At 73.0% G+C, this 18,748-nt stretch carries 19 protein-coding genes; 7 read left to right on the top strand and 12 right to left on the bottom strand.

The features are described 5' to 3' along the window. Positions 1-48: 48 nt before the first annotated feature. Positions 49-216, bottom strand: coding sequence for a hypothetical protein (locus AC162C_RS05905; RefSeq protein ID WP_462975469.1), 168 nt, complete (start codon positions 214-216; stop codon positions 49-51). A 120-nt stretch (positions 217-336) separates the two neighbouring features. Here AC162C_RS05905 and AC162C_RS05910 point away from each other — a divergent pair, with 120 nt between their 5' ends. Next, complete coding sequence (locus AC162C_RS05910; protein WP_484096741.1) at positions 337-1,989, top strand: MFS transporter; 1,653 nt, start codon at positions 337-339, stop codon at positions 1,987-1,989. Between the two features lie 27 nt (positions 1,990-2,016). Here the strand turns inward: AC162C_RS05910 and AC162C_RS05915 are convergent, their stop codons facing one another. From AC162C_RS05915 to AC162C_RS05925, 3 genes are read right to left on the bottom strand one after another with little or no spacing between them, the layout of a single operon-like run. Continuing rightward, a complete protein-coding gene (locus AC162C_RS05915) occupies positions 2,017-3,093 on the bottom strand; it encodes a lysylphosphatidylglycerol synthase transmembrane domain-containing protein (RefSeq protein ID WP_484096742.1) in 1,077 nt (358 codons plus the stop codon). Beyond that, positions 3,090-4,232 carry a glycosyltransferase family 4 protein gene (locus AC162C_RS05920; protein WP_484096743.1) on the bottom strand — a complete coding sequence of 381 codons (1,143 nt, stop codon included), beginning with the start codon at positions 4,230-4,232 and terminating at the stop codon, positions 3,090-3,092. Before AC162C_RS05920 ends, AC162C_RS05915 begins: the two co-directional genes overlap by 4 nt. A gap of 50 nt (positions 4,233-4,282) precedes the next feature. Further along, a complete protein-coding gene (locus tag AC162C_RS05925; protein ID WP_484096744.1) occupies positions 4,283-4,744 on the bottom strand; it encodes a MarR family winged helix-turn-helix transcriptional regulator in 462 nt (153 codons plus the stop codon). Between the two features lie 48 nt (positions 4,745-4,792). Between AC162C_RS05925 and AC162C_RS05930 the strand changes: the two genes are divergently transcribed. Both AC162C_RS05930 and AC162C_RS05935 read left to right on the top strand, forming a co-directional pair. Next, the gene (locus tag AC162C_RS05930) at positions 4,793-5,719 is read left to right on the top strand and encodes a VOC family protein (RefSeq protein ID WP_484096745.1); all 927 of its coding nucleotides are present in this window, start codon (positions 4,793-4,795) and stop codon (positions 5,717-5,719) included. Further along, positions 5,707-6,357, top strand: a complete 651-nt coding sequence (locus AC162C_RS05935; protein WP_484096746.1) for an alpha/beta hydrolase — start codon at positions 5,707-5,709, stop codon at positions 6,355-6,357. Before AC162C_RS05930 ends, AC162C_RS05935 begins: the two co-directional genes overlap by 13 nt. Here the strand turns inward: AC162C_RS05935 and AC162C_RS05940 are convergent. Further along, entirely contained in the window at positions 6,341-8,593 is a 2,253-nt protein-coding gene (locus tag AC162C_RS05940) for a bifunctional alpha,alpha-trehalose-phosphate synthase (UDP-forming)/trehalose-phosphatase (RefSeq protein WP_484096747.1), read from the bottom strand. The genes AC162C_RS05935 and AC162C_RS05940 overlap by 17 nt on opposite strands. Before the next feature lie 56 nt (positions 8,594-8,649). Between AC162C_RS05940 and AC162C_RS05945 the strand changes: the two genes are divergently transcribed. From AC162C_RS05945 to AC162C_RS05955, 3 genes are all read left to right on the top strand, one after another. Beyond that, positions 8,650-10,410, top strand: a complete 1,761-nt coding sequence (locus AC162C_RS05945; protein ID WP_484096748.1) for a glycoside hydrolase family 15 protein — start codon at positions 8,650-8,652, stop codon at positions 10,408-10,410. 9 nt (positions 10,411-10,419) lie between these two features. Then, positions 10,420-11,436, top strand: coding sequence for an adenosine deaminase family protein (locus tag AC162C_RS05950; protein WP_462973521.1), 1,017 nt, complete (start codon positions 10,420-10,422; stop codon positions 11,434-11,436). A gap of 61 nt (positions 11,437-11,497) precedes the next feature. Beyond that, positions 11,498-12,427: an EamA family transporter gene (locus AC162C_RS05955; protein ID WP_484096749.1), complete on the top strand. Its 930-nt coding sequence runs from the start codon at positions 11,498-11,500 to the stop codon at positions 12,425-12,427. Between the two features lie 29 nt (positions 12,428-12,456). Here the strand turns inward: AC162C_RS05955 and AC162C_RS05960 are convergent, their stop codons facing one another. The 3 genes from AC162C_RS05960 to merB are packed head-to-tail and all read right to left on the bottom strand — an operon-like array spanning position 12,457 to position 14,560. Next, positions 12,457-13,869: a cystathionine beta-synthase gene (locus tag AC162C_RS05960; protein WP_484096750.1), complete on the bottom strand. Its 1,413-nt coding sequence runs from the start codon at positions 13,867-13,869 to the stop codon at positions 12,457-12,459. 13 nt (positions 13,870-13,882) lie between these two features. Continuing rightward, positions 13,883-14,107 (bottom strand): hypothetical protein, encoded by a 225-nt coding sequence (locus AC162C_RS05965; protein WP_462973524.1) that lies wholly within the window; start codon positions 14,105-14,107, stop codon positions 13,883-13,885. Positions 14,108-14,113: 6 nt separating this feature from the next. Then, entirely contained in the window at positions 14,114-14,560 is a 447-nt protein-coding gene (gene merB, locus AC162C_RS05970) for an organomercurial lyase (RefSeq protein ID WP_484096751.1), read from the bottom strand. 110 nt (positions 14,561-14,670) lie between these two features. Here merB and AC162C_RS05975 point away from each other — a divergent pair, with 110 nt between their 5' ends. Beyond that, a complete protein-coding gene (locus AC162C_RS05975; protein WP_462973526.1) occupies positions 14,671-15,000 on the top strand; it encodes a hypothetical protein in 330 nt (109 codons plus the stop codon). A gap of 4 nt (positions 15,001-15,004) precedes the next feature. On the opposite strand, the gene AC162C_RS05980 is transcribed toward AC162C_RS05975, so the two are convergent. The 4 genes from AC162C_RS05980 to purM form a co-directional block, all read right to left on the bottom strand. After that, complete coding sequence (locus AC162C_RS05980; protein WP_462973527.1) at positions 15,005-15,532, bottom strand: C40 family peptidase; 528 nt, start codon at positions 15,530-15,532, stop codon at positions 15,005-15,007. A gap of 174 nt (positions 15,533-15,706) precedes the next feature. Continuing rightward, complete coding sequence (purH, locus tag AC162C_RS05985; RefSeq protein ID WP_484096752.1) at positions 15,707-17,248, bottom strand: bifunctional phosphoribosylaminoimidazolecarboxamide formyltransferase/IMP cyclohydrolase; 1,542 nt, start codon at positions 17,246-17,248, stop codon at positions 15,707-15,709. After that, complete coding sequence (purN, locus tag AC162C_RS05990; RefSeq protein ID WP_484096753.1) at positions 17,245-17,778, bottom strand: phosphoribosylglycinamide formyltransferase; 534 nt, start codon at positions 17,776-17,778, stop codon at positions 17,245-17,247. The genes purH and purN overlap by 4 nt, the downstream gene beginning before the upstream one ends. Positions 17,779-17,783: 5 nt before the next feature. Next, positions 17,784-18,743, bottom strand: coding sequence for a phosphoribosylformylglycinamidine cyclo-ligase (gene purM, locus AC162C_RS05995; RefSeq protein WP_484096754.1), 960 nt, complete (start codon positions 18,741-18,743; stop codon positions 17,784-17,786). Positions 18,744-18,748: the final 5 nt, after the last annotated feature.

Here is an 18,748-nt window from a genome sequence, read left to right on the forward strand (position 1 = left end):
GAGGGGCGCCCGGGGGGCGCCCGTCGACGACGTTCGGTACGGCTCGAATCAGACGTCGGAGACCTTGTCGACCCACTTGTCGGCGACCTTGTCCGCGACCTTCTCCTCCATCCGATGACCCTCGAAATCGGCTGAGTCCTCGGCGACCCGGTCTGCGACCCGGTCAGCGACCTTCTCGGGATCCTGCTCGAACCGCTCGCGCTCCTGATCGGACATTCCTCACTCCTTTCTCGCCGCCCCCCGGAACGGGGCCTTCTCGCACATGACGCGGCGAATAGGTGAAATCTTCCCTCGAATGTGGTGTCCTGTGCAACCGATGCTACTGAAACCCAGGCGATGAGCGGGTTCCGCGGCCGCGCTGTCGAGGCCGGCACGGCACTCGGGCGCTCGTTCCGCAACCCCGACCTCCGCCGACTCCAGCTCGCGTGGCTCGGATCGGTGATCGGGCACTGGTCGTACGTCGTCGCCCTCTCGGTCTACGCGTACGACCAGGGTGGCGCCGCGGCCGTCGGCCTCGTCTGGGTGCTCCGCCTGATCCCCGCCGCGGTGCTCGCCCCGCTCCTCGCGACGATCGCCGACCGCTTCTCGCGGAAGCGCGTGATGATCACGGCCGACCTCGCCCGAGCCGTCCTGATGGGCCTGGCCGCGGCGCTGATCGCGACGGACGCTCCGGCGGCGTCCGTCTATGCGGTCGCAATCGCCGCGACGGTGATCGGCGTCGTGTTCAGGCCTGCGCAGTCCGCGCTGCTGCCTCGCCTCGCACGCGACCCGTCCGAGCTCACCGCCGCCAACGTCTCCGCGAGCACGATCGAGAGCGTCGCCTCGTTCGCGGGCCCGGCCCTCGGCGGGCTCCTCCTCGCGGTCACGAGCACGGACGTCGTGTTCGCGGTCAACGGCGTCTCGTTCGTGTGGTCGGCGCTGCTCGTGCTGGGCGTGCGCACCCCGTCGGACGTCGCCGAGGACCGCCCCGCAGGTCACCCGAGCTTCCTGCGGGAGATGACCGCCGGCGCCGGGACGATCGTGCGCACGCCCGCGATCGCGACCGTCTCCGGGCTGTATGCCGCCCAGACCCTGGTCGCGGGGGCGATGAACGTGCTCGTCGTCGTGCTCGCGCTCGACCTGCTCGATGCGGGCGAAGCCGGTGTCGGCTACCTGAACGCGATGATCGGCGTCGGAGGCATCGTCGGCGGCTTCGTCGCACTCGTCCTCGCGACGCGCGGAAAGCTGGCGGCGGACTTCGCCGTCGGCCTCGTGCTGTTCGGGCTCCCGCTCGTCGTCCTCGGCGTCGCGACGGAGGTGCCCGTCGCGATCGTCGCGTTCGCGGTGCTGGGCGTCGGCAACGCGATGGTCGACGTGACCGCCCTCACGATCCTGCAGCGCATCGTCCCCAACGACGTCCTCGGTCGCGTCCTGGGCACGCTCGAGGGGGTCCTGCTCGGCGCGATCGGCCTCGGTGCGCTGCTCACGCCCCTCCTGATCGAACTCGTCGGGGAGGAGGCGACGCTCGTGGTCGCCGGGGCGCTGCTCCCGACCCTGACGCTCCTCACGGTCGGCGTCCTGCGACGCATCGACCGCACGCGCGCGGCGCCCGAGCACACGGAACTGCTCCGCGGCGTCTCGATCTTCGCGCCGCTCCCGGAACCGGTGCTCGAGCACCTCGCCGCCGCGCTCGTCGAGGTGCGGCGCCCGGCGGGGAGCGCGGTGATCACGATCGGGGAGCCCGGCGACCGCTTCTACGTCATCTCGCAGGGGGAGGTCGAGATCGAGGGCCGGCGCTTCGGCCCCGGCGAGTCCTTCGGCGAGATCGCCCTCCTCCACGAGGTCCCGCGCACGGCGACGGTCACCGCGGCGACCGACGTCGTCCTGCAGGCGCTCGAGGGCGGGGAGTTCCTCGCCGCCGTCACCGGGCACGAGCCCGCCCGCGCGGCGGCGGACGAGGTCGTGGCGGCGCGTCTCGGCCGCCTCGAGAGCGGCCTCCCGCCGATCTGACACCGCCGATCCACGATCACGCGGCCTCTAGGAGCGGCCGGCGCCCACCTGCTCGCGCGACCGCTCGTCGTCGCGCGCCATCTCGGCGAGAATCGCGTCCTCCGCCTCCTCCTCGGACTCCTCCATCGCCTTCAGCGAGGCGAACGAGAGGCCCTCGTGGGCGAGCATCACGAGCCCGACGCCGACGCCGACCGACATCTCGATCGCCTGCAGCACGAGCCCGTACGCGAACCCGGTGCCGTAGGCGACCCCGTACGACACGAGCGGGAGCGCCACCGCGGCCTGCAGCAGTCCGACGTTGCCCGGCCACAGCGGGAAGATCGTCGCGACGTTCATGAGCAGCAGCACGACCCCGGCCGCGTGCAACGGGACGTCCATGTCGAACGCCATCGTCACGACCCACACGGCGAGCAGCTGGAGCAGCCAGCCGACGGTCTGGAAGAAGATCGCGGCCGCCGCCGCCAGCGGCGCGCGCATCACGGCCAGGCCCTGCCGCGCCATCCCGAGCAGCCGCCGGACGGTGCCGGTCGCCTGGGATCGATGCGAGCCTCCTCGACGGGCGGAGAGCATGGCGAGCGCGAGGAGCGCGAGGCCGACGAGCCCGAGGATGACGAGGCTCGTCACCGCCCAGTGCGGGATCTTCGCCGTGACGAGCACGAAGGCGACGAGGAGCGCGACCGGGAAGAGGTCGAAGAGCCGATGGGCGAAGACCGTGCCGAGGAGCGTCGCGCTCGAACCGGGCCCGGCCTCCACGTGCCGGCGCAGCACCGCCACGCGCGCGAGCTCGCCGGCGCGGGCGGGGAGCACCGCGTTCCCGAGCAGCCCGATGCCGAAGGCGGAGAAGACGCGGCCGAACGGCGGCTGCGGGTCGGGGAGCGCCTGCCCGATCGTGAGCTTCCAGGAGATCGCCCGGGCGAGCACGGAGACGAGGTTGAGCGCGAGCCCGGCGACGATCCACCGCCAGGCGACGAAGTCGAACGCGTGGTAGACGTCGTCCCAGTTCGGGCCCCGCCACCAGAGGGCGAGCAGCGCCGCGGCGAGGACCAGGAGGACGAGCACGCCGCGCGCCCAGGGGTTCCGTGCCAGGACACGCAGCCGGTTCACGCGGCGGCGGCCTCCTGGGCTGTCCCGAGCACGCTCTCGTACACCGCCTCCAGGCGGCGGGCGACGTCGGACCACGCGTACCGCTCGACCGCGAGCTCCCGCGCGGCAGCGCCCATCGCGGCGCGACGGGGCTCGTCGGCGAGCACCGACTCGAGCGCATCGGCGAGCGCGCCCGGGTCGCCGGGCGCCACCGGCACGGCGGTCTCCGGCGTGACGACGTCGCGGTATCCGGGGATGTCGGAGGCGACGACGGGCGTCGCGCACGCGAACGCCCGGGTGAGCACCATCCCGAAGCTCTCGCCGCCGAGCGACGGCGCGACGAGCGCCTTCGTGGTCGAGAGCGTCGACGTCAGGTCCTCCTGGCTGAGGAAGCCGAGGACGTCGACGCCGTCGGCGGGGACCCGCAGGCGTGCGAGCAGGAGCTGCACCGCGAGCGGGTCGGCACCGGCGATCTGCAGTCGCGCCCCGGTGCGCCGGTGGACCTCGGGCCACGCGCGCAGCAGCACGTGCAGGCCCTTCCGCGGCTCGTGGCGGCCGGCGAAGGTGACGGTGTGCGTCCGCTCGCCGGGATCCACCCGCTCGGGGAGGAGCACCCCGTTCGGGATCACCTCGAACTCCCCGCGGAGCCACCGCGCCGCCGAGGCGCGCGCCTGCTCCGAGACGGCGATCCGGCGGTCGACGCGGTCCATCAGGAAGCCCCAGATCGGCATGCCGAGGCGCATCCACCCGAGATCGCCGGACGCATGGTGCGTCGCGACGATCGGGCAGGTCGCGAGCGTGAGCGCCGAGACGCAGATCGCGGGCGTCATCGGCTCGTGCAGGTGGAGCACGTCGAAGCGCTCGCGCTCGAACACCCGGCGGACGCGGAAGAACGCGCGCGGGCTGAGCGAGATGTTCGGGAGCGACCCGTTCGCCGGCACGATCACCGAACGGCCCACCGGGATCACCCACGGAGGCGGATCACCGTGCCGTCCGACGCGCGGGTGGAGGGCGCGGGTGAACTGGCCCGGCGGGTCGTTCGCCATCACCAGCCTGACGTCGTGCCCACGGGCAGCGAGCGCCTCCGCCTGGAGCTCGGCGTGCTCGACGACCGCCCCCCAGAACGACCACGAAAAGGGCACGACGATGCCGACCTTCACGCCGGGAGCCTATTCGGTCGGGGTGAGGCGATGCGTCGCCCGGGCCGGGCTCATGCGACGGCGCCGGGCACGATCGCGGCCCAGCACCGCGCGAGCGCGGCGAGGTCGCCGTCGTCGAGCCGCTCGAGGAACAGCGCCCGCACGCCCGCGAGATGCGTCGCGCGGGCGGCGTCGAACGCGTCCCGCCCCGCGTCCGTGAGCATCGCCCACTGGCCTCGTCGATCCTCTTCGCACCGCACCCGTCGCACGAGGCCCTCGCGCTCGAGACGATCGACGAGGCGCGTCAGGCCGCTCTGGCTGAGCAGCACCGACGCGGCGAGCTCCGACATGCGGAGACGGCTCTCCGGCGCGTCCCGGAGGTACAGGAGCACCTCGTAGGCGCGGAGCGGCAGCCCGTGCTCGACCTCCAGCTCGTGGTCGAGCTCGCGGACGAGGTGCGCGTGTGCCCGGAGGAGGCCGCGCCACGCGGCGAGCTCCTCACGCGACAGCTTGGAGGCCTCGGTCGACGCCATCGTTCGACTATCGTTGAGTCTACAACTATCCCCGCGATCAGGACGACCATGCACCTCGAGGGAATCCACCACGTCACGTGCATCACCGGCGACGCCCGCTCGAACGTCGACTTCTACACGCGCGTGCTCGGCCTGCGACTGGTGAAGAAGACCGTCAACCAGGACGACCCCACCGTCTACCACCTGTTCTACGCCGACGAGGAGGGGAGCGCGGGGAGCGACATCACGTTCTTCGAGTACCCCGGCGCCCGCCGCGGACGCGCGGGCACGGGGATGGTGCACACGGTGACCTGGCGGGTGCCGTCGCCGGAGGCCCTCTCGTTCTGGGAGCAGCGCCTGGCCGGGGCGGGGGTCTCGACACGCCGCCGGGACGACCGGCTCGCCTTCGCCGACCCGGAGGGCCTCGGGCTCGAGCTCGCGGTCGTGGAGACGGACGATCGACCGCTCGTCGCCTCCCACCCCGAGATCCCGGCCGACGTCGCGCTGCAGGGCTTCGACGGCGTGCGCGCGTTCGCCGACGATCCCGAGCGGAGTCGTCCACTGCTCGAAGGGGCACTCGGATTCGCACCGGCCGGCCCGGCGTCCTGGGACGTCCGCGGCACCGCGCGCGGCGGGCTCTACGCATTCGATGCGCCGCCGGCCTCCGGCCCGGGGGTGCCCGGCGCCGGAACCGTCCACCACGTCGCCTGGTCCTCCACGATGGAGGCGCACGAGGCGTGGCGCGAGCGGGTGGCCGCTGCCGGCGGCCGGCCGACCCCGGTGATCGACCGCTTCTGGTTCCGTTCGGTGTACTTCCGCGAGCCCAGCGGCGTGCTGTTCGAGCTGGCGACCCTCGGCCCCGGCTTCGCCGTGGACGAGGACCCCGCGCACCTCGGCGAGGCGCTCATCCTGCCGCCGGCGTTCGAGCGCCTGCGCCCACAGGTGGAGGCGGTGCTGACGCCGATCGAGAACCCCCGCGCCGCGTGGAGCCGTTGACGCCGCTCGTCCGGCGCGTCCGGCCCGCCGCCGGGGACCCGGAGGGGGCGCTCGTCCTGCTCCACGGTCGCGGCGCGGACGAGCACGATCTCTTCCCGCTGCTCGACCTGCTCGACCCCGAGCGACGGCTGGTCGGGATCACCCCGGGAGCGCCGCTCAGCCTCCCGCCGGGCGGACGCCACTGGTACCGGCTCGCCGGCATCCCGACGCCGGACGCCGCGACGTTCCATGCCTCGATCCCGGCGCTCGACGCGCTCCTCGCCGAGCTGCCGGTCCCGTTCGAGCGGGTCGTCCTCGGCGGGTTCTCCCAGGGCGCGGTGATGTCGTGGGCGCTGACGCTCGGACCGGGTCGGCCTCGACCCGCAGCGGTGATCGCGCTCTCGGGGTTCCTCCCCCGGGTCGAGGGCTGGCCGCTCGACCCGTCGCGTCTCGGCGGCGTCCCCGTCGCGATCGCTCACGGCTCCCTCGACCCGGTGATCCCGGTGGCGTTCGGCCGCGAGGCGCGAGACGTCCTCGAGGCGGGAGGCGCCGAGGTCAGCTGGTCGGAGACGCCCGTCCCGCACACGGTCGATCCGGGCTGGATCCCGGCGCTGCGCGCGGTCGTCGCCGGGGCGCTCCCGCCTACGACGCCGACGTGACCGCGTCCACGATCTCACGGAGCAGCGCACGGGCGCTCTCCGGGTCGGGCAGCTGGTGCTGGTGGCGGACCGGCCCCAGCGGATGGCCCGTGCCGACGTGCAGGCTCGACGCTCCGGGAGGGAGCGCCGCGTACATCTCCTGGTCGGTGCGGTCGTCGCCGATGGCGAGGATCGCGTGCCCGCGCTGGCGCCCGTGGGGGAACAGGCGCCCGACGTAGACGCCCTTGTTGACGCCGTTCGCCCTCACCTCGACGACCCGGTGCCCGAGCAGGATCTCGGCCGGGACCCCGGGGAGGAGCTGCTCGATCATCAGCAGCAGCTCCTTCGCGCGCCAGGCGCCGTACTCCGGCTCCGCCTGGCGGTAGTGCCAGGCGACCGCGCAGGCCTTGCGCTCGACGAACGTCCCCGGCACCTCCGAGGCGACGCGCCGCAGCACCCGCTCCATGCGCGGGAGCCATGCGAGGTCGACGTCGAGCAGTTGCCGCCACGGCTGCCCGGGCGCGCGCTCGACGAACCCGTGCTCGGCGCACAGCCACAGCGGGAGCGCGCCGAACCAGTGCTCGAGCGACTTGCGGTCACGGCCGCTGACGAGGTGCACCTCCGTCTCGGGAAGCGCCGCGAGCTCGCCGAGGAGGTCGAGGATCTCCGGCGTCGGCGCCGCGAGCTCCGGGTGCGAGACGAGCTCGCGGAGGGTGCCGTCGTAGTCGAGCAGGATCGTCCGCCGCCGCGCCCGGACGAAGCGCTTCAGGAGCCGCCGGCGCGACGCCTCGGAGAGCGGCGTCGCGACGCGCGCACGCCGCCGCCGCCGGGCGGAGGCGTCGAGCCGGGACAGGAACGTGGCCGCCCACCGACGCGTGTCGAGCTGCGCGATCCGGGCCGCCATCGTCTCGAGGCGGGTCTTCCGCTCGGCGCGGCCGAGTGCGGCGGCCTCCGCGAGCCGCTCCGCGATGTCGCCGACGTGCCACGGGTTCACGAGCACCGCACCCGGCAGGACGTGCGCTGCGCCGGCGAGCTCGCTGAGGAGCAGCACGCCGTTCCAGCGCCGGGGCGGGCCGGGAACGCTCTGGCAGTACGCGAACTCCTGTGCGACGAGGTTCATCCCGTCGCGCAGCGAGGCGACGACCATCACGTCTGCACGGCGGTACGAGGCGACGAGCTCGGCCCGGGAGATGCTGCGATGGATGTACTCGACCGGCGTGATCCCGGGCCGTCCGAAACGCCCGTTGATCGCGGTCACGAGCCGCTCGATCTCGTCGAGCTGCGCCTGCACCTCGGGGCTCTCGAGGCGCGACGGGACGAGCACCTGGAGCATCGTCGTCGTCCGTGCGCGCTCCGGGTCGACCTCGAGGTACCGCTCGAACGCCCGGAGCTTCTGGAGCACGCCCTTCGTGTAGTCGAGCCGCTCGACCCCGAGCACGAGCGTCTGCCCCTCGTACCGCTTCTCGAGCTCGGCCAGGGTCTCCGCCGTCGCGGGGTCCTTCGCCGCGGCACGGAACGCGGCCGTGTCGATCCCGATCGGGTCGATCCCGATGCCGACGGTGCGCCCGTCCACCTCGAGAGCGTCGGGTGCGGAGTCGAGGCCGAGGATCCGGAGACAGGCGGAGCGGAAGTGCCGCGCGTCGTCCGCCGTCTGGAAGCCGAGGTAGTCCGAGCCGAGCAGCCCCCGCAGCACCTGCTCGCGCGCGGGGAGGAGCCGGTAGACCTCGCTCGAGGGGAAGGGGGTGTGGAGGAAGAACCCGACCGCGAGGTCCGGGCGCTCGGCTCGCAGCATCGCCGGCACGAGCATCAGGTGGAAGTCGTGCACCCAGACCCTCGATCCGTCGCTCGCGATCGCGAGTGCGGCCTCGGCGAAGCGACGGTTCACGGTGACGTAGTGCTCCCACGCCTCCTCGGTGATGCGGAGGCGGTCGACGAAGTAGTGGAAGAGCGGCCACAGGGTGTCGTTGCAGATGCGGCCGTAGAAGCCCTCGACCTCGTCCTCGTCGAGGAACACGGGATGGAGGCCGTCCTTCGCCAGCGACTCCGTGACACGCCGCCTCTGGGCGCGGGAGACGGGGCCCCCCGGCCAACCGACCCACCCCTCCAGGCCCTCGACGGCGGAGAGGGCGCTGACGAGCCCCCCGGCGCTCGGCTCGAACGTGATCCGGCGCGCGCCGGGCACGAGCCGGACGGGAAGCCGGTTCGAGACCACCACGACCTTGCCGGGCGGGCGCGGCCGATTTCTTGCCACCGTCATGCGGGATTGCACCTCCCCGTGTCGAACGGCGTCACGTACGACTCTAGTCACATCGAATGGCCAACGGACTCGGCATCATCGGGAACTGCTCCTACGCCGCGCTGCTCGATCGCGGCTCGGTCGAGTGGCTGTGCTGGCCGCGCCCCGACTCGAGCTTCGTGTTCGGGGCGCTCCTCGACCGGCAGCGGGGAGGCGCCTTCGTCGTCGAGGGGGTCGGCGCCGAGGAGATCACCCAGGAGTACCTCGAGAACACGAACGTCCTCCGGACGACGTTCACGGGGCCCGGGGGCAGCTTCGAGCTGATCGACTTCGCGCCGCGCTTCGCCCAGTACGGACGCCACTACAAGCCGTTGATGCTCGTCCGCATCCTCCGTCGCGTCGACGGTGAGCCCCGGGTGCGGATCCGCTGCCGGCCGGTCTACGACTACGGGGCGGTGGAGACCCGGTCCTGGCGCGCGAGCAACCACATCGAGTACACCGACCTCCCCGCCCCGGTCCGTCTGACGACGAACGTGCCGCTCAGCTACCTCGAGGAGGAGCGGCCGTTCCTCCTCGAGCGCGACCACCACGTCGTGCTGACCTGGGGCGAGCCGCTCGAGGCCGGGCTCGAGGAGACGGCCGAGCGGTTCCTCGAGCGCACCGTCGACTACTGGCGCCAGTGGGTGAAGGGGACGCGCACCCCGCGCGACTACCAGCGTGAGGTGATCAGGTCGGCGCTCGTGCTGAAGCTCCACCAGTACGAGGACACCGGGGCGCTCCTCGCGGCGACGACGACGAGCCTGCCCGAGCACCCCGGGTCGGGACGGACGTGGGACTACCGCTACTGCTGGCTCCGCGACGCGTACTTCACGCTGAACGCACTCGAGCGGCTCGGATCGAACGACGAGATGGAGCGGTTCCTCGTCTACCTCCGGAACCTCGGCGAGGAGAGCGCAGGGATACTGCAGCCCGTCTACACGATCTCGGGCGGCGACCGGGCACCGGAGCGGGAGATCGAGGCCCTCGCGGGCTACCGGGGCGAGAAGCCGGTGCGCGTCGGCAACCAGGCGTTCGAGCACGTGCAGAACGACGTCTACGGCGAGATGATCCTCGCCGTCAGCCGGCTCTTCCTCGACGCACGATTCGCCGGCGAGGTGCCGCCGAGCACGGCACTCGACCTCGTCAGCCAGCTGCTCGAGCAGATCGAGGTCCGCCTCGAGGACCCCGACGCGGGCCCGTGGGAGCTCCGCGGCATGCGCAAGCTGCACGGGTTCACGGTGCTCGCGCACTGGGCGGGCGCGCAGCGCGCGGCGGAGGTGGCCTCGGTGCTCGGAGACGCAGCGCTCGAGGCGCGGGCGGGAGCGCTGCAGCAGCGAGCCGGGAGTATCCTCGACGGGCGGTTCTGGGACGACGAGCTCGGCGCCCTGACGCAGGCCGCGGACGAGCCACACCTCGACGCGGCGATGCTGCTCGCGGTGCAGCTCGGGTTCCTCGAGGCCGACGACCCGCGGGCGGAACGGCACGTCGACACGATCCGCGAGCAGCTCCGCATCAACGGCGACCTCCTCCAGCGGTACCGGGCGCCGGACGACTTCGGTCGCCCCGTCGCGGCGTTCACCGTCTGCTCGTTCTGGCTCGCCGAGGCCCTCGCGCTGCTCGGGCGGCACGAGGAGGGGCGCGCGCTCTTCGACCACCTGCTCACGCTGCACAACGGGCTCGGGCTCTACAGCGAGGACATCCTTCCGGAGACGTACGAGCAGACGGGCAACTTCCCGCAGACGTACAGCCACGTGGGCCTGATCAACGCGGCGTTCCGCCTCTCGCGCCGCTGGGAGTAGACTCGGCGCGTGACGGACGCGCCGAACGGGCTCGCCGAGCTCCACACCCACCTCGGCGGGTCGGTCGCCTCCGACATCCTCTGGAGCCTCGCGCACGAGCAGGGGATCGCGCTCCCCGTCAAGGACTACTGGGCCTTCGACGCGCTCGTCACGGTCAGCGACCCGCGCGGCGTCGAGAACCTCGACGCGCTCGACGCGATCTACCACTGGGTCGAGCTGATCCAGTCGTCCCCGCTCGCCGTCGAGCGGTCGGTGCACGGCGCGATCGGCGGCGCCTACCGCTCACAGGGGATCACGACGCTCGAGCTGCGCTTCAACCCGATGAAGCGGAACCGCGGCGGTGAGCGCGACCTCGACCACATCATCCTCGCCGCAGTCCGCGGGCTCGACCGGGCCCGCCTGGAGTACCCGCAGGTGCGGGCCGGCCTGATCCTGATGATGGACAGGACGTTCGACCACCGTCAGAACGAGGTGATCGTGGAGAAGGCGATCCGCTGGGCGGCACGCGGCATCGTCGGCGTCGACATCGCGGGGCCGCGCCCCGGCGGGCTCCGGTACGACTACACGCAGGTCGCGCCGATGGTCGAGACTGCGCGCGAGGCCGGCCTCGGGATCACGATCCACGTCGGCGAGGAGGGTGGCGTCCACGGGCGCGAGGAGATCGGGGAGGTCGTCGAGCACCTCCGCCCGGACCGGATCGGTCACGGGATCCTCGCCGCCGAGGACGCGGAGCTGATGACGCTCCTGCACGAGGCGGGCGTCGTGCTCGAGATCTGTCCGACCTCGAACCTGCTGACGAAGGCCCTGCCGGACGAGGGCGCGATCCGCGACACGATCCGGCGCTTCCTCGAGCACGAGGTCGCATTCACGATCGCGACCGACGGCCCCGAGATGATGCGGACGCACCTGCGTGACGAGCTCGACCTGCTGCTCCGGATCGGCGCGCTCGGCGAGCCGGAGCTCGCGGCCGTCAACGAGCTCGGCCACTCCGTCAGCTTCGTCAACCGCACGCGGACGTTCGTCTGAGCGGCGAGGCGGCCTCGGTGCGAGCACCTCACGCGATCCGCCGCCCCGGCGTTCCCTGAGCATGCGCCCGTCGTCGACGAGGCTCTGGGTCGCCCTCGGCACCGTGTACGTCGTCTGGGGCTCGACGTACCTCGCGATCAAGCTCGCCGTGCGGACGCTGCCGCCGGTGCTCACCGCCGGCACGCGGTTCCTCGTCGCGGCCGCGCTCCTCGCGGCGGTGCTCGCAGCCCTGGGGCGCGGACTGCGCGTTCCGCGGAGCGAGGCGACGACGGCGGCGGCGCTCGGCGTGCTGCTGCTCGCCGCCGGGGTCGGCATGGTGCACGTGGCGGAGACGCGGATCGACTCGAGCGTCGCCGCGATGATCGCGGGCTCCGTGCCCCTGCAGATCGTCCTGTGGCGGACGCTCGCCCGCGACCGCGTCGCGCGGCAGACGGTCGTCGCCGCGGCCGTCGGGCTCGCGGGGCTGGTGCTCATCGTCGTCCCGGGCGGCTTCGACGGCCGCTCGGCGGCGATCGGCCTCCTCGTGATGGTGGTCGCGTCGCTCTGCTGGTCGCGCGGCTCGTTCGTCGCCCGACGTCTCCGGCTGCCGACGGATCCCTTCGTGTCGACGACCTACCAGATGATCGGCGGCGGCGCCGTGCTCGTCGTCGTCGGCACGGCGCTCGGGGAGTGGCGAGAGCTCGGCGACGGGGCGCTCCAGCCGGGGCCCGTCGCCGCCTGGCTGTACCTCGCGGTCGCCGGCTCCGTGATCGGCTTCAGCGCCTACGTCTGGCTGCTCGGGAACGCCCCGATCTCCCAGGTCGTCACGCACCAGTACGTCAACCCGGTCGTCGCGGTCGCGCTCGGCGCGCTGCTGCTCGGGGAACGTCCGTCGGCGACCGTGATCGTCGGCTCGGTGCTGATCGTCGGCGCGGTCGTCGTCACGGTGCGCCACGAGGGCCGGGCCGCGGCCCGACCTGCGCCCGCTCCCGCGCCCGTGCGGGCCCGCTGAGGGGCGCCCGGAGCCCCGGGCGCGAGGGCTCAGCCGTCGACGCGCGTCCGCTGGTGGGCGAGGAACTCGAGCAGGTCGGCGCGGGTGAGGATCGCGGTCGGACGGCCGGCGACCCCGACCACCACCGCCGCGCTCGGCCCCGAGAGGTCGGCGAAGACGTCGTCGAGCGAGGCGCTGACGTCCACGGCCGCGAGCGGCGGCTGCATCGCGACCGCCACGTCCTCGTTGAGCGCGTCCGGGTTCTTGAACACGCGGTCGAGCAGTGCGCGCTCGCGCAGCGAGCCGATCACGTCGGCGAAGGAGCCCGCGGGGTCGCTGCGCACCACCGGGAGCTGCGAGATGCCGTACTGCTGCATGAGGTCGATCGCGGCGCCGACCTTGCTGTGCGCATCGACGACGACGAGCTCGGGGAGGTCGTGACCCGGCTCGCGCTTGTGGCGCAGCACCGCTTCCACCGTCGGCGCCGGCGTGCGGCGCTCGAGGAAGCCGTACTGGATCATCCAGTTGTCGTCGTAGAACTTCGAGAGGTACGACCGGCCCCCGTCCGGGAACGTCATCACGATGCGGCTGCCGGGACCCAGCCGATGCGCGACCTGGAGCGCCGCCCACGCCGTCGAGCCGCACGAGCCGCCGACGAGCAGCCCCTCCTCGCGGGCGAGTCGGCGGGCGGTCACGAACGAGTCCCGGTCGGAGACGCGGATCCACTCGTCGACGACGTCACGGTCGAGCGTCTGCGGCCAGGTGTCCTTCCCGATTCCCTCCACGAGGTAGGGGTGCAGCGGGTGGTCGTCGTCCGCCGTGAACACCGACCCCTCCGGATCGGCGCCCACGATCACCGCCCGTGACCCGTGTTCCTTGAAGTACCGGCCGACGCCGGTGATCGAGCCGCCGGTGCCGACGGAGATCACGACTGCGTCGACGTCCCCTCCCCCGGTCTGCTCCCAGAGCTCGGGGCCGGTGGTGCGGTAGTGGGCGTCCGGGTTGGCGAGATTCGAGTACTGATCGGGCTTGAAGCCGCCCGGGATCTCCTCTGCGAGCCGGTCGGAGACGGAGTAGTAGCTCTCGGGCGAGTCGTGGTCGACGGCGGTCGGCGTGATCACGACCTCGGCGCCGTAGGCGCGGAGCGTCGCGATCTTCTCCTGGCTCATCTTGTCGGGCATCACGAAGATGCAGCGGTACCTCTTCTGCGCCGCGGCGATCGCCAGCCCCACGCCCGTGTTGCCCGACGTCGGCTCGACGATCGTGCCGCCCGGCCGCAGGAGGCCATCGCGCTCCGCCGCCTCGATCATCGCGAGCCCGATCCGGTCCTTGTTCGAGCCTCCCGGGTTGAGGAACTCCAGCTTCGCGAGGAGCGTGGCGCCGGTCTCGCTCCCGAACGAGGCGAGACGGACGATCGGGGTATTCCCGACGAGCTCCAGGACGGTGGGGTACTCGTGAGCCACGTGGCGCCGAAGCCTACCCGGCGGGGGCGAGGTCCCAAAACGGGCCGGTGAGCCCGAGCCCCGCGAGGATCGCCTGCGACTCGCTCACCGGTCGCGGGCGCCAGTCGGGGTCGAGGCGCGTCCACCACCAGCGCCGCGCGAGCTCGTTCAGCACCGGCGCCGCGAGCGTGGCGCCGGGCTCGTAGCCGTTCTCCCCGAGCCACCGACCCAGGTGCTCCTCCGACCGGAGGAAGACCATCGTGCTTCACGTGAACGCGATGTCGTCCCACCAGTGGCGGGCGGGCACGAGGATGTGTGCGAGGAGGTCGCCACCTTGCGCCAGCGTCCCGTCGACGACCTCGAGGCGCAGGAGCTCGCCGCAACAGGCGCACGACGTGTCCACGATGCCGTTGGCATGGAAGGCGCCGGGGATGCCGAGGGCGTCCCAGCAGCACGTCCCGACCCACTCACGGCCGACCGCCGTGACGCGATGCGGGGTGGGCGCGAAGCAGAACGGGTTCGCGATCCAGATCTCGGTCGTCCCGGGGGCGAGCACCAATGCGTGCGCCGCGTCGAGGCGCCGGTAGGCGGCTTCCACCTCGGCGGTGCCGCGACCGAGGGCCCGGGCCGCCTCGCCGACGGTCGGCGCCCGGCCGGTCGCGACGATCACCCCGTAGACGTGCCGCCGCACGGCGAGGTCGAGCGGGCCCATCGATGCATTCTCGCTCGTCGGCCGTCCGCTGCCGCATCGTGGAATCCCCGCAACCGCAATCCGCGCCGCGCCCGATGGCATTTCCACGGAGGGCGTGCAAGGGTCGGGCCGTGCACCGCGACGAGGAGCACCATCCTCTCTGCACGCTCGAGCTCGTGGCCGAGGGACACGCCGAGCGCTGTCCCGGCGAGGGCTGTGCGTTCTGGGAGAGCGGGTGCGCGCTCGTCCGCGTCGAGACGGAGCTGAGCGGACGCCCGGAGGTCGCGCGACTGCTGCTCGACCTCCGCCGCGAGATCGAGGCCGGACGCCGCGTCACCCTCGAGGACGCGCGCACGCGCTTCTCCTACATCCTCAACGTCGAGGAAGGGATCGAGTCGGAGGCCGGAGACGCCGGGCTGGACCACCTGGGCCCCGCGAGCGGCGCCACGTCCCCCGTCTGAGCGCTCAGCTGACGACCGGACGCCGGGCGCCGACGAGCCGCGCGCGGTAGTGGTCGGCCAGCCGCACGATCTCGACGTGCCCCCCGGTCTGCGGCGCGTGGATCATCCGCCCGCGGCCGACGTACATGCCCACGTGGCCGAGGCCTTCGAAGAAGAGCAGGTCACCGCGGCGGAGCCGCGCGAGCGGGATCGCCCGACCGACCCCGAACTGTGCGGCCGCGTTGTGCGGGAGGTCGACCCCGAGCTCCGCGTAGACGAAGCGCGTGAACCCGGAGCAGTCGAAGCCCGACGGGCCGGTGCCCGAGTACCGGTACGGCGTGCCGAGCCAGCGTGGCGCGAGCTCGGCGGCGCGCTCGCCGAGGTCGACCTGCTTCGGCGGGCGCACCGGAACCTCGAGCGGCCACGAACGCTGCACGCGGAAGGAGACGACCGACGCCTCCTCGGCGGAGGACGCCGCTGCACGCACGCCGAGCGCCACGGCCGTGACGACGAGCGCGATGACGGGCAGGGAGACGAGAGCGAGGCGGGACACGTGTCGGGACGGTCGAGGCCGCGGAAGGGGTGGAGGGCGGCCTCCGGCTGTCAGGAGTCACGAAATGTATCGGAATGCAGGGATGTTCTGCGTCACTCGACCGAGGGACGTCGCCTCCGCGGACGGAGGGGGCCACGCGCCGCACGGTGATCCGGGGCTGCGGTGCCGACCCGATCAGTGCCGGAAATGGCGACGGTGGGTGAACACCATCGCCGCCCCGGCATCGCGCACCGCGGCGACGACCTCGTCGTCCCGCTTCGAGCCGCCGGGTTGCACGATCGCGGTCACCCCGGCGTCGAGGGCGAGCGACGGCCCGTCCGCGAACGGGAAGAAGGCGTCGGACGCGAGCACGGCGCCCGCGGGGTCGTGGCCGTGCTCCCTCGCCTTGTCGAGCGCGATCCGCACGGCGTCCACGCGACTCATCTGCCCGGCGCCGACCCCGATCGTCGTTCCGCCCGCGGCGAGCACGATCGCGTTCGAGGTGACGTGCTTCACGACCGTCCACGCGAACAGCAGGTCACGCCAGGTGTCGTCGTCCACCTCCCCGCAGACGACCGTCATCTCGTCGCGCGGGTCGGGCCCCAGGTCGCGGTCCTGCACGAGCAGCCCGCCGACGACCCTCCGCAGGTCGCGCGGGGACACGTCCAGGCGCCGCCGCTCGAGGTCGTTGAGCACCCGCGTCGACTGCTTCCGGGAGAGCGCCTCGATCGCCTGCTCGTCGTACCCGGGGGCGAGGAGCACCTCGACGAACTGGTCGGCGAGCATCTCGCCGAGCGCCGCGCTGACCGCCGTGTCGAGCACGACGACGCCGCCGTACGCGGAGACGGGATCGGCGGCGAGGGCCTTCCGGTACGCGTCCTCGGCCGTGCGGGCGACGGCGACCCCGCACGGGTTCGCGTGCTTGACGATCACGCACGCAGGCCCGTCGAGCTCACGGACGAGCTCACGCGCCGCCGACAGGTCGTTGAGGTTGTTGAACGAGAGCGGCTTCCCCTGCACCTGATCGACACGGGAGAGGAGGTGCGTGCGCGATCCCCGCTCGACGTAGTAGGCCGCACGCTGGTGCGGGTTCTCGCCGTACGCGAGCGTCGCCGCGCGCTCGTAGGCGGGGACGAGGACCTCGGGCACCGGGTCGTCACCGGAGAGCCACGCGGCGACCGCGGCGTCGTACGCGGCGGTGGCGGCGAACGCCCTCAGCGCCAGGGCCCGCCTCGTCTCCTCCGTGACGGCACCGCTCGCGCGCAGCTCGTCGAGCACGGTCCCGTAGTCGTCGGGCCGGCAGACGGGGACGACGTGGGCGTGGTTCTTGGCCGCCGCCCGGAGCATCGCCGGGCCGCCGACGTCGATCTGCTCGACCGCCTCCTGCCAGGTGACGCCCGGGCGGGAGACGGTCTCCTGAAACGGGTAGAGATTGACGCAGACGAGGTCGATCGGCTCGATCCCGTGCCGTTCGAGGTCGGCGAGATCGTCCGGCACGTCGCGTCGCGCGAGGATCCCGCCGTGAACCGCCGGGTGCAGCGTGACGACCCGGTGGCCGAGCATCTCGGAGAAGCCCGTGAGCTCCTCGAGCGGTGTCACCGGAAGCCCCGCCTCGCGCATCACCCCGGCGGTGCCGCCGCTCGCGAGCAGCTCCACCCCGCAGGACACGAGCCCGCCGGCGAACTCCGGAAGCCCACGCTTGTCGTACGTCGAGAGCAGGGCGCGGCGGACGGTCATGCGTCACAGAGCTCGCCGACGACCTCGGGCAGGATGCGGTGCTCGACCTCGCGGATGCGCGCATGGAGCGTGTCGACGGTGTCGCCCGGGAGCACCGGCACCGTCTCCCGTCGCAGCGCGCGCCCGGTGTCCACGCCTTCGTCCACGAGGTGAACGGTGGCACCCGTCTCGGACACCCCTGCCTCGAGCGCGTCCCGGACGGCGTGCGCTCCCGGGAAGGCCGGGAGCAGCGCCGGGTGGACGTTGACGACGCGGTCCGGAAAGCGCTCCAGGAACGCCGGCGTGAGCAGGTGCATGTACCCGGCGCAGACGACGAGCGTCGCGCCGCGCGCCTCGAGCCAGTCCGCCATCGCCACGTCCCGCGCCTCGCGGCTCGGGTACGCCTCGAGCGCGAACACCCCGGTGGGGACGCCCGCCGTCGCGGCGCGGTCGAGCGCCGGCGCGCCGGGGACGTTCGACGCCACGGCGCCGACGGGCAGGCCGGCGTCGAGGAGCGCCTGCAGGTTCGAGCCGGCTCCCGACACGAGCACGCCGATCACGGGTATGCCCAGGTCACGCCGTCGACGTCGTCCGCGACGTGCCCGATCACGAGGTCGCCGTCCGTGACGTCTGCCGCCGGGACGACCGCGCAGTAGCCGATCCCGAGGTTGAACACCCGCCGCAGCTCGTCCTCCGGCACGCCGTTCGCGGCGAGCCACTCGAAGACGGCGGGGCGCTCCCAGGCGCGCGGGTCGACGACCGCGCCCAGCCCGTTCGGGAGCACCCGGGAGAGGTTGCCGGCGATCCCGCCGCCGGTGACGTGCGCGAGGGCGCGGACGTCGGCCCGTCCGCGGAGCTCGCGGACGGGCTCCAGGTAGCAGACGGTGGGCGGCAGCAGCAGATCCGCGTCGAACGGCCCGTCGCCGACGATGCGCCGGACGAGCGAGAAGCCGTTCGCGTGGATGCCGGCCGACGCGAGCCCGAGGACGACGTCGCCGGCCGCGACCCGGGAGCCGTCGATCAGCCGGTCGCGCTCGACGAGCCCGACGACGGTGCCGCAGAAGTCGATCTCCTGCTCGCGGTAGATGCCGGGCAGCTCGGCGGTCTCGCCGCCGAGGATCGCGCACCCCGCCGCCCGGCAGACCTCGGCCGCCCCCTCGACGAGCTCGGCGACCTGTCCCGGCTCGATCACGTTCGCCGCCACGTAGTCGAGGAAGAACAGCGGCTCCGCGCCGGTCGTGAGCACGTCGTTGACACCGTGTGCGGCGAGGTCCATCCCGCACCACCGAAGCCGCCCGGCCCGCCTGCCGAGCACGAGCTTCGAGCCGACGGAGTCGGTCGACGCCGCGAGCAGCCGGCGCTCGTCGAGGGCGAAGAGCCCGGCGAAGGCACCGAAGGAGCCGACGACGCCGGGCGTCCGCGTCGAGTCGACCGCGTCGTGCAGGCGCTTGACGACGGCGTCGGCCGTCGCGAGCGAGACACCCGCCGCCGCGTACGTGTGCTGCTCCGCCGTCACGGCCG

The sequence above is a fragment of the Gaiella sp. genome (genome assembly GCF_057140465.1).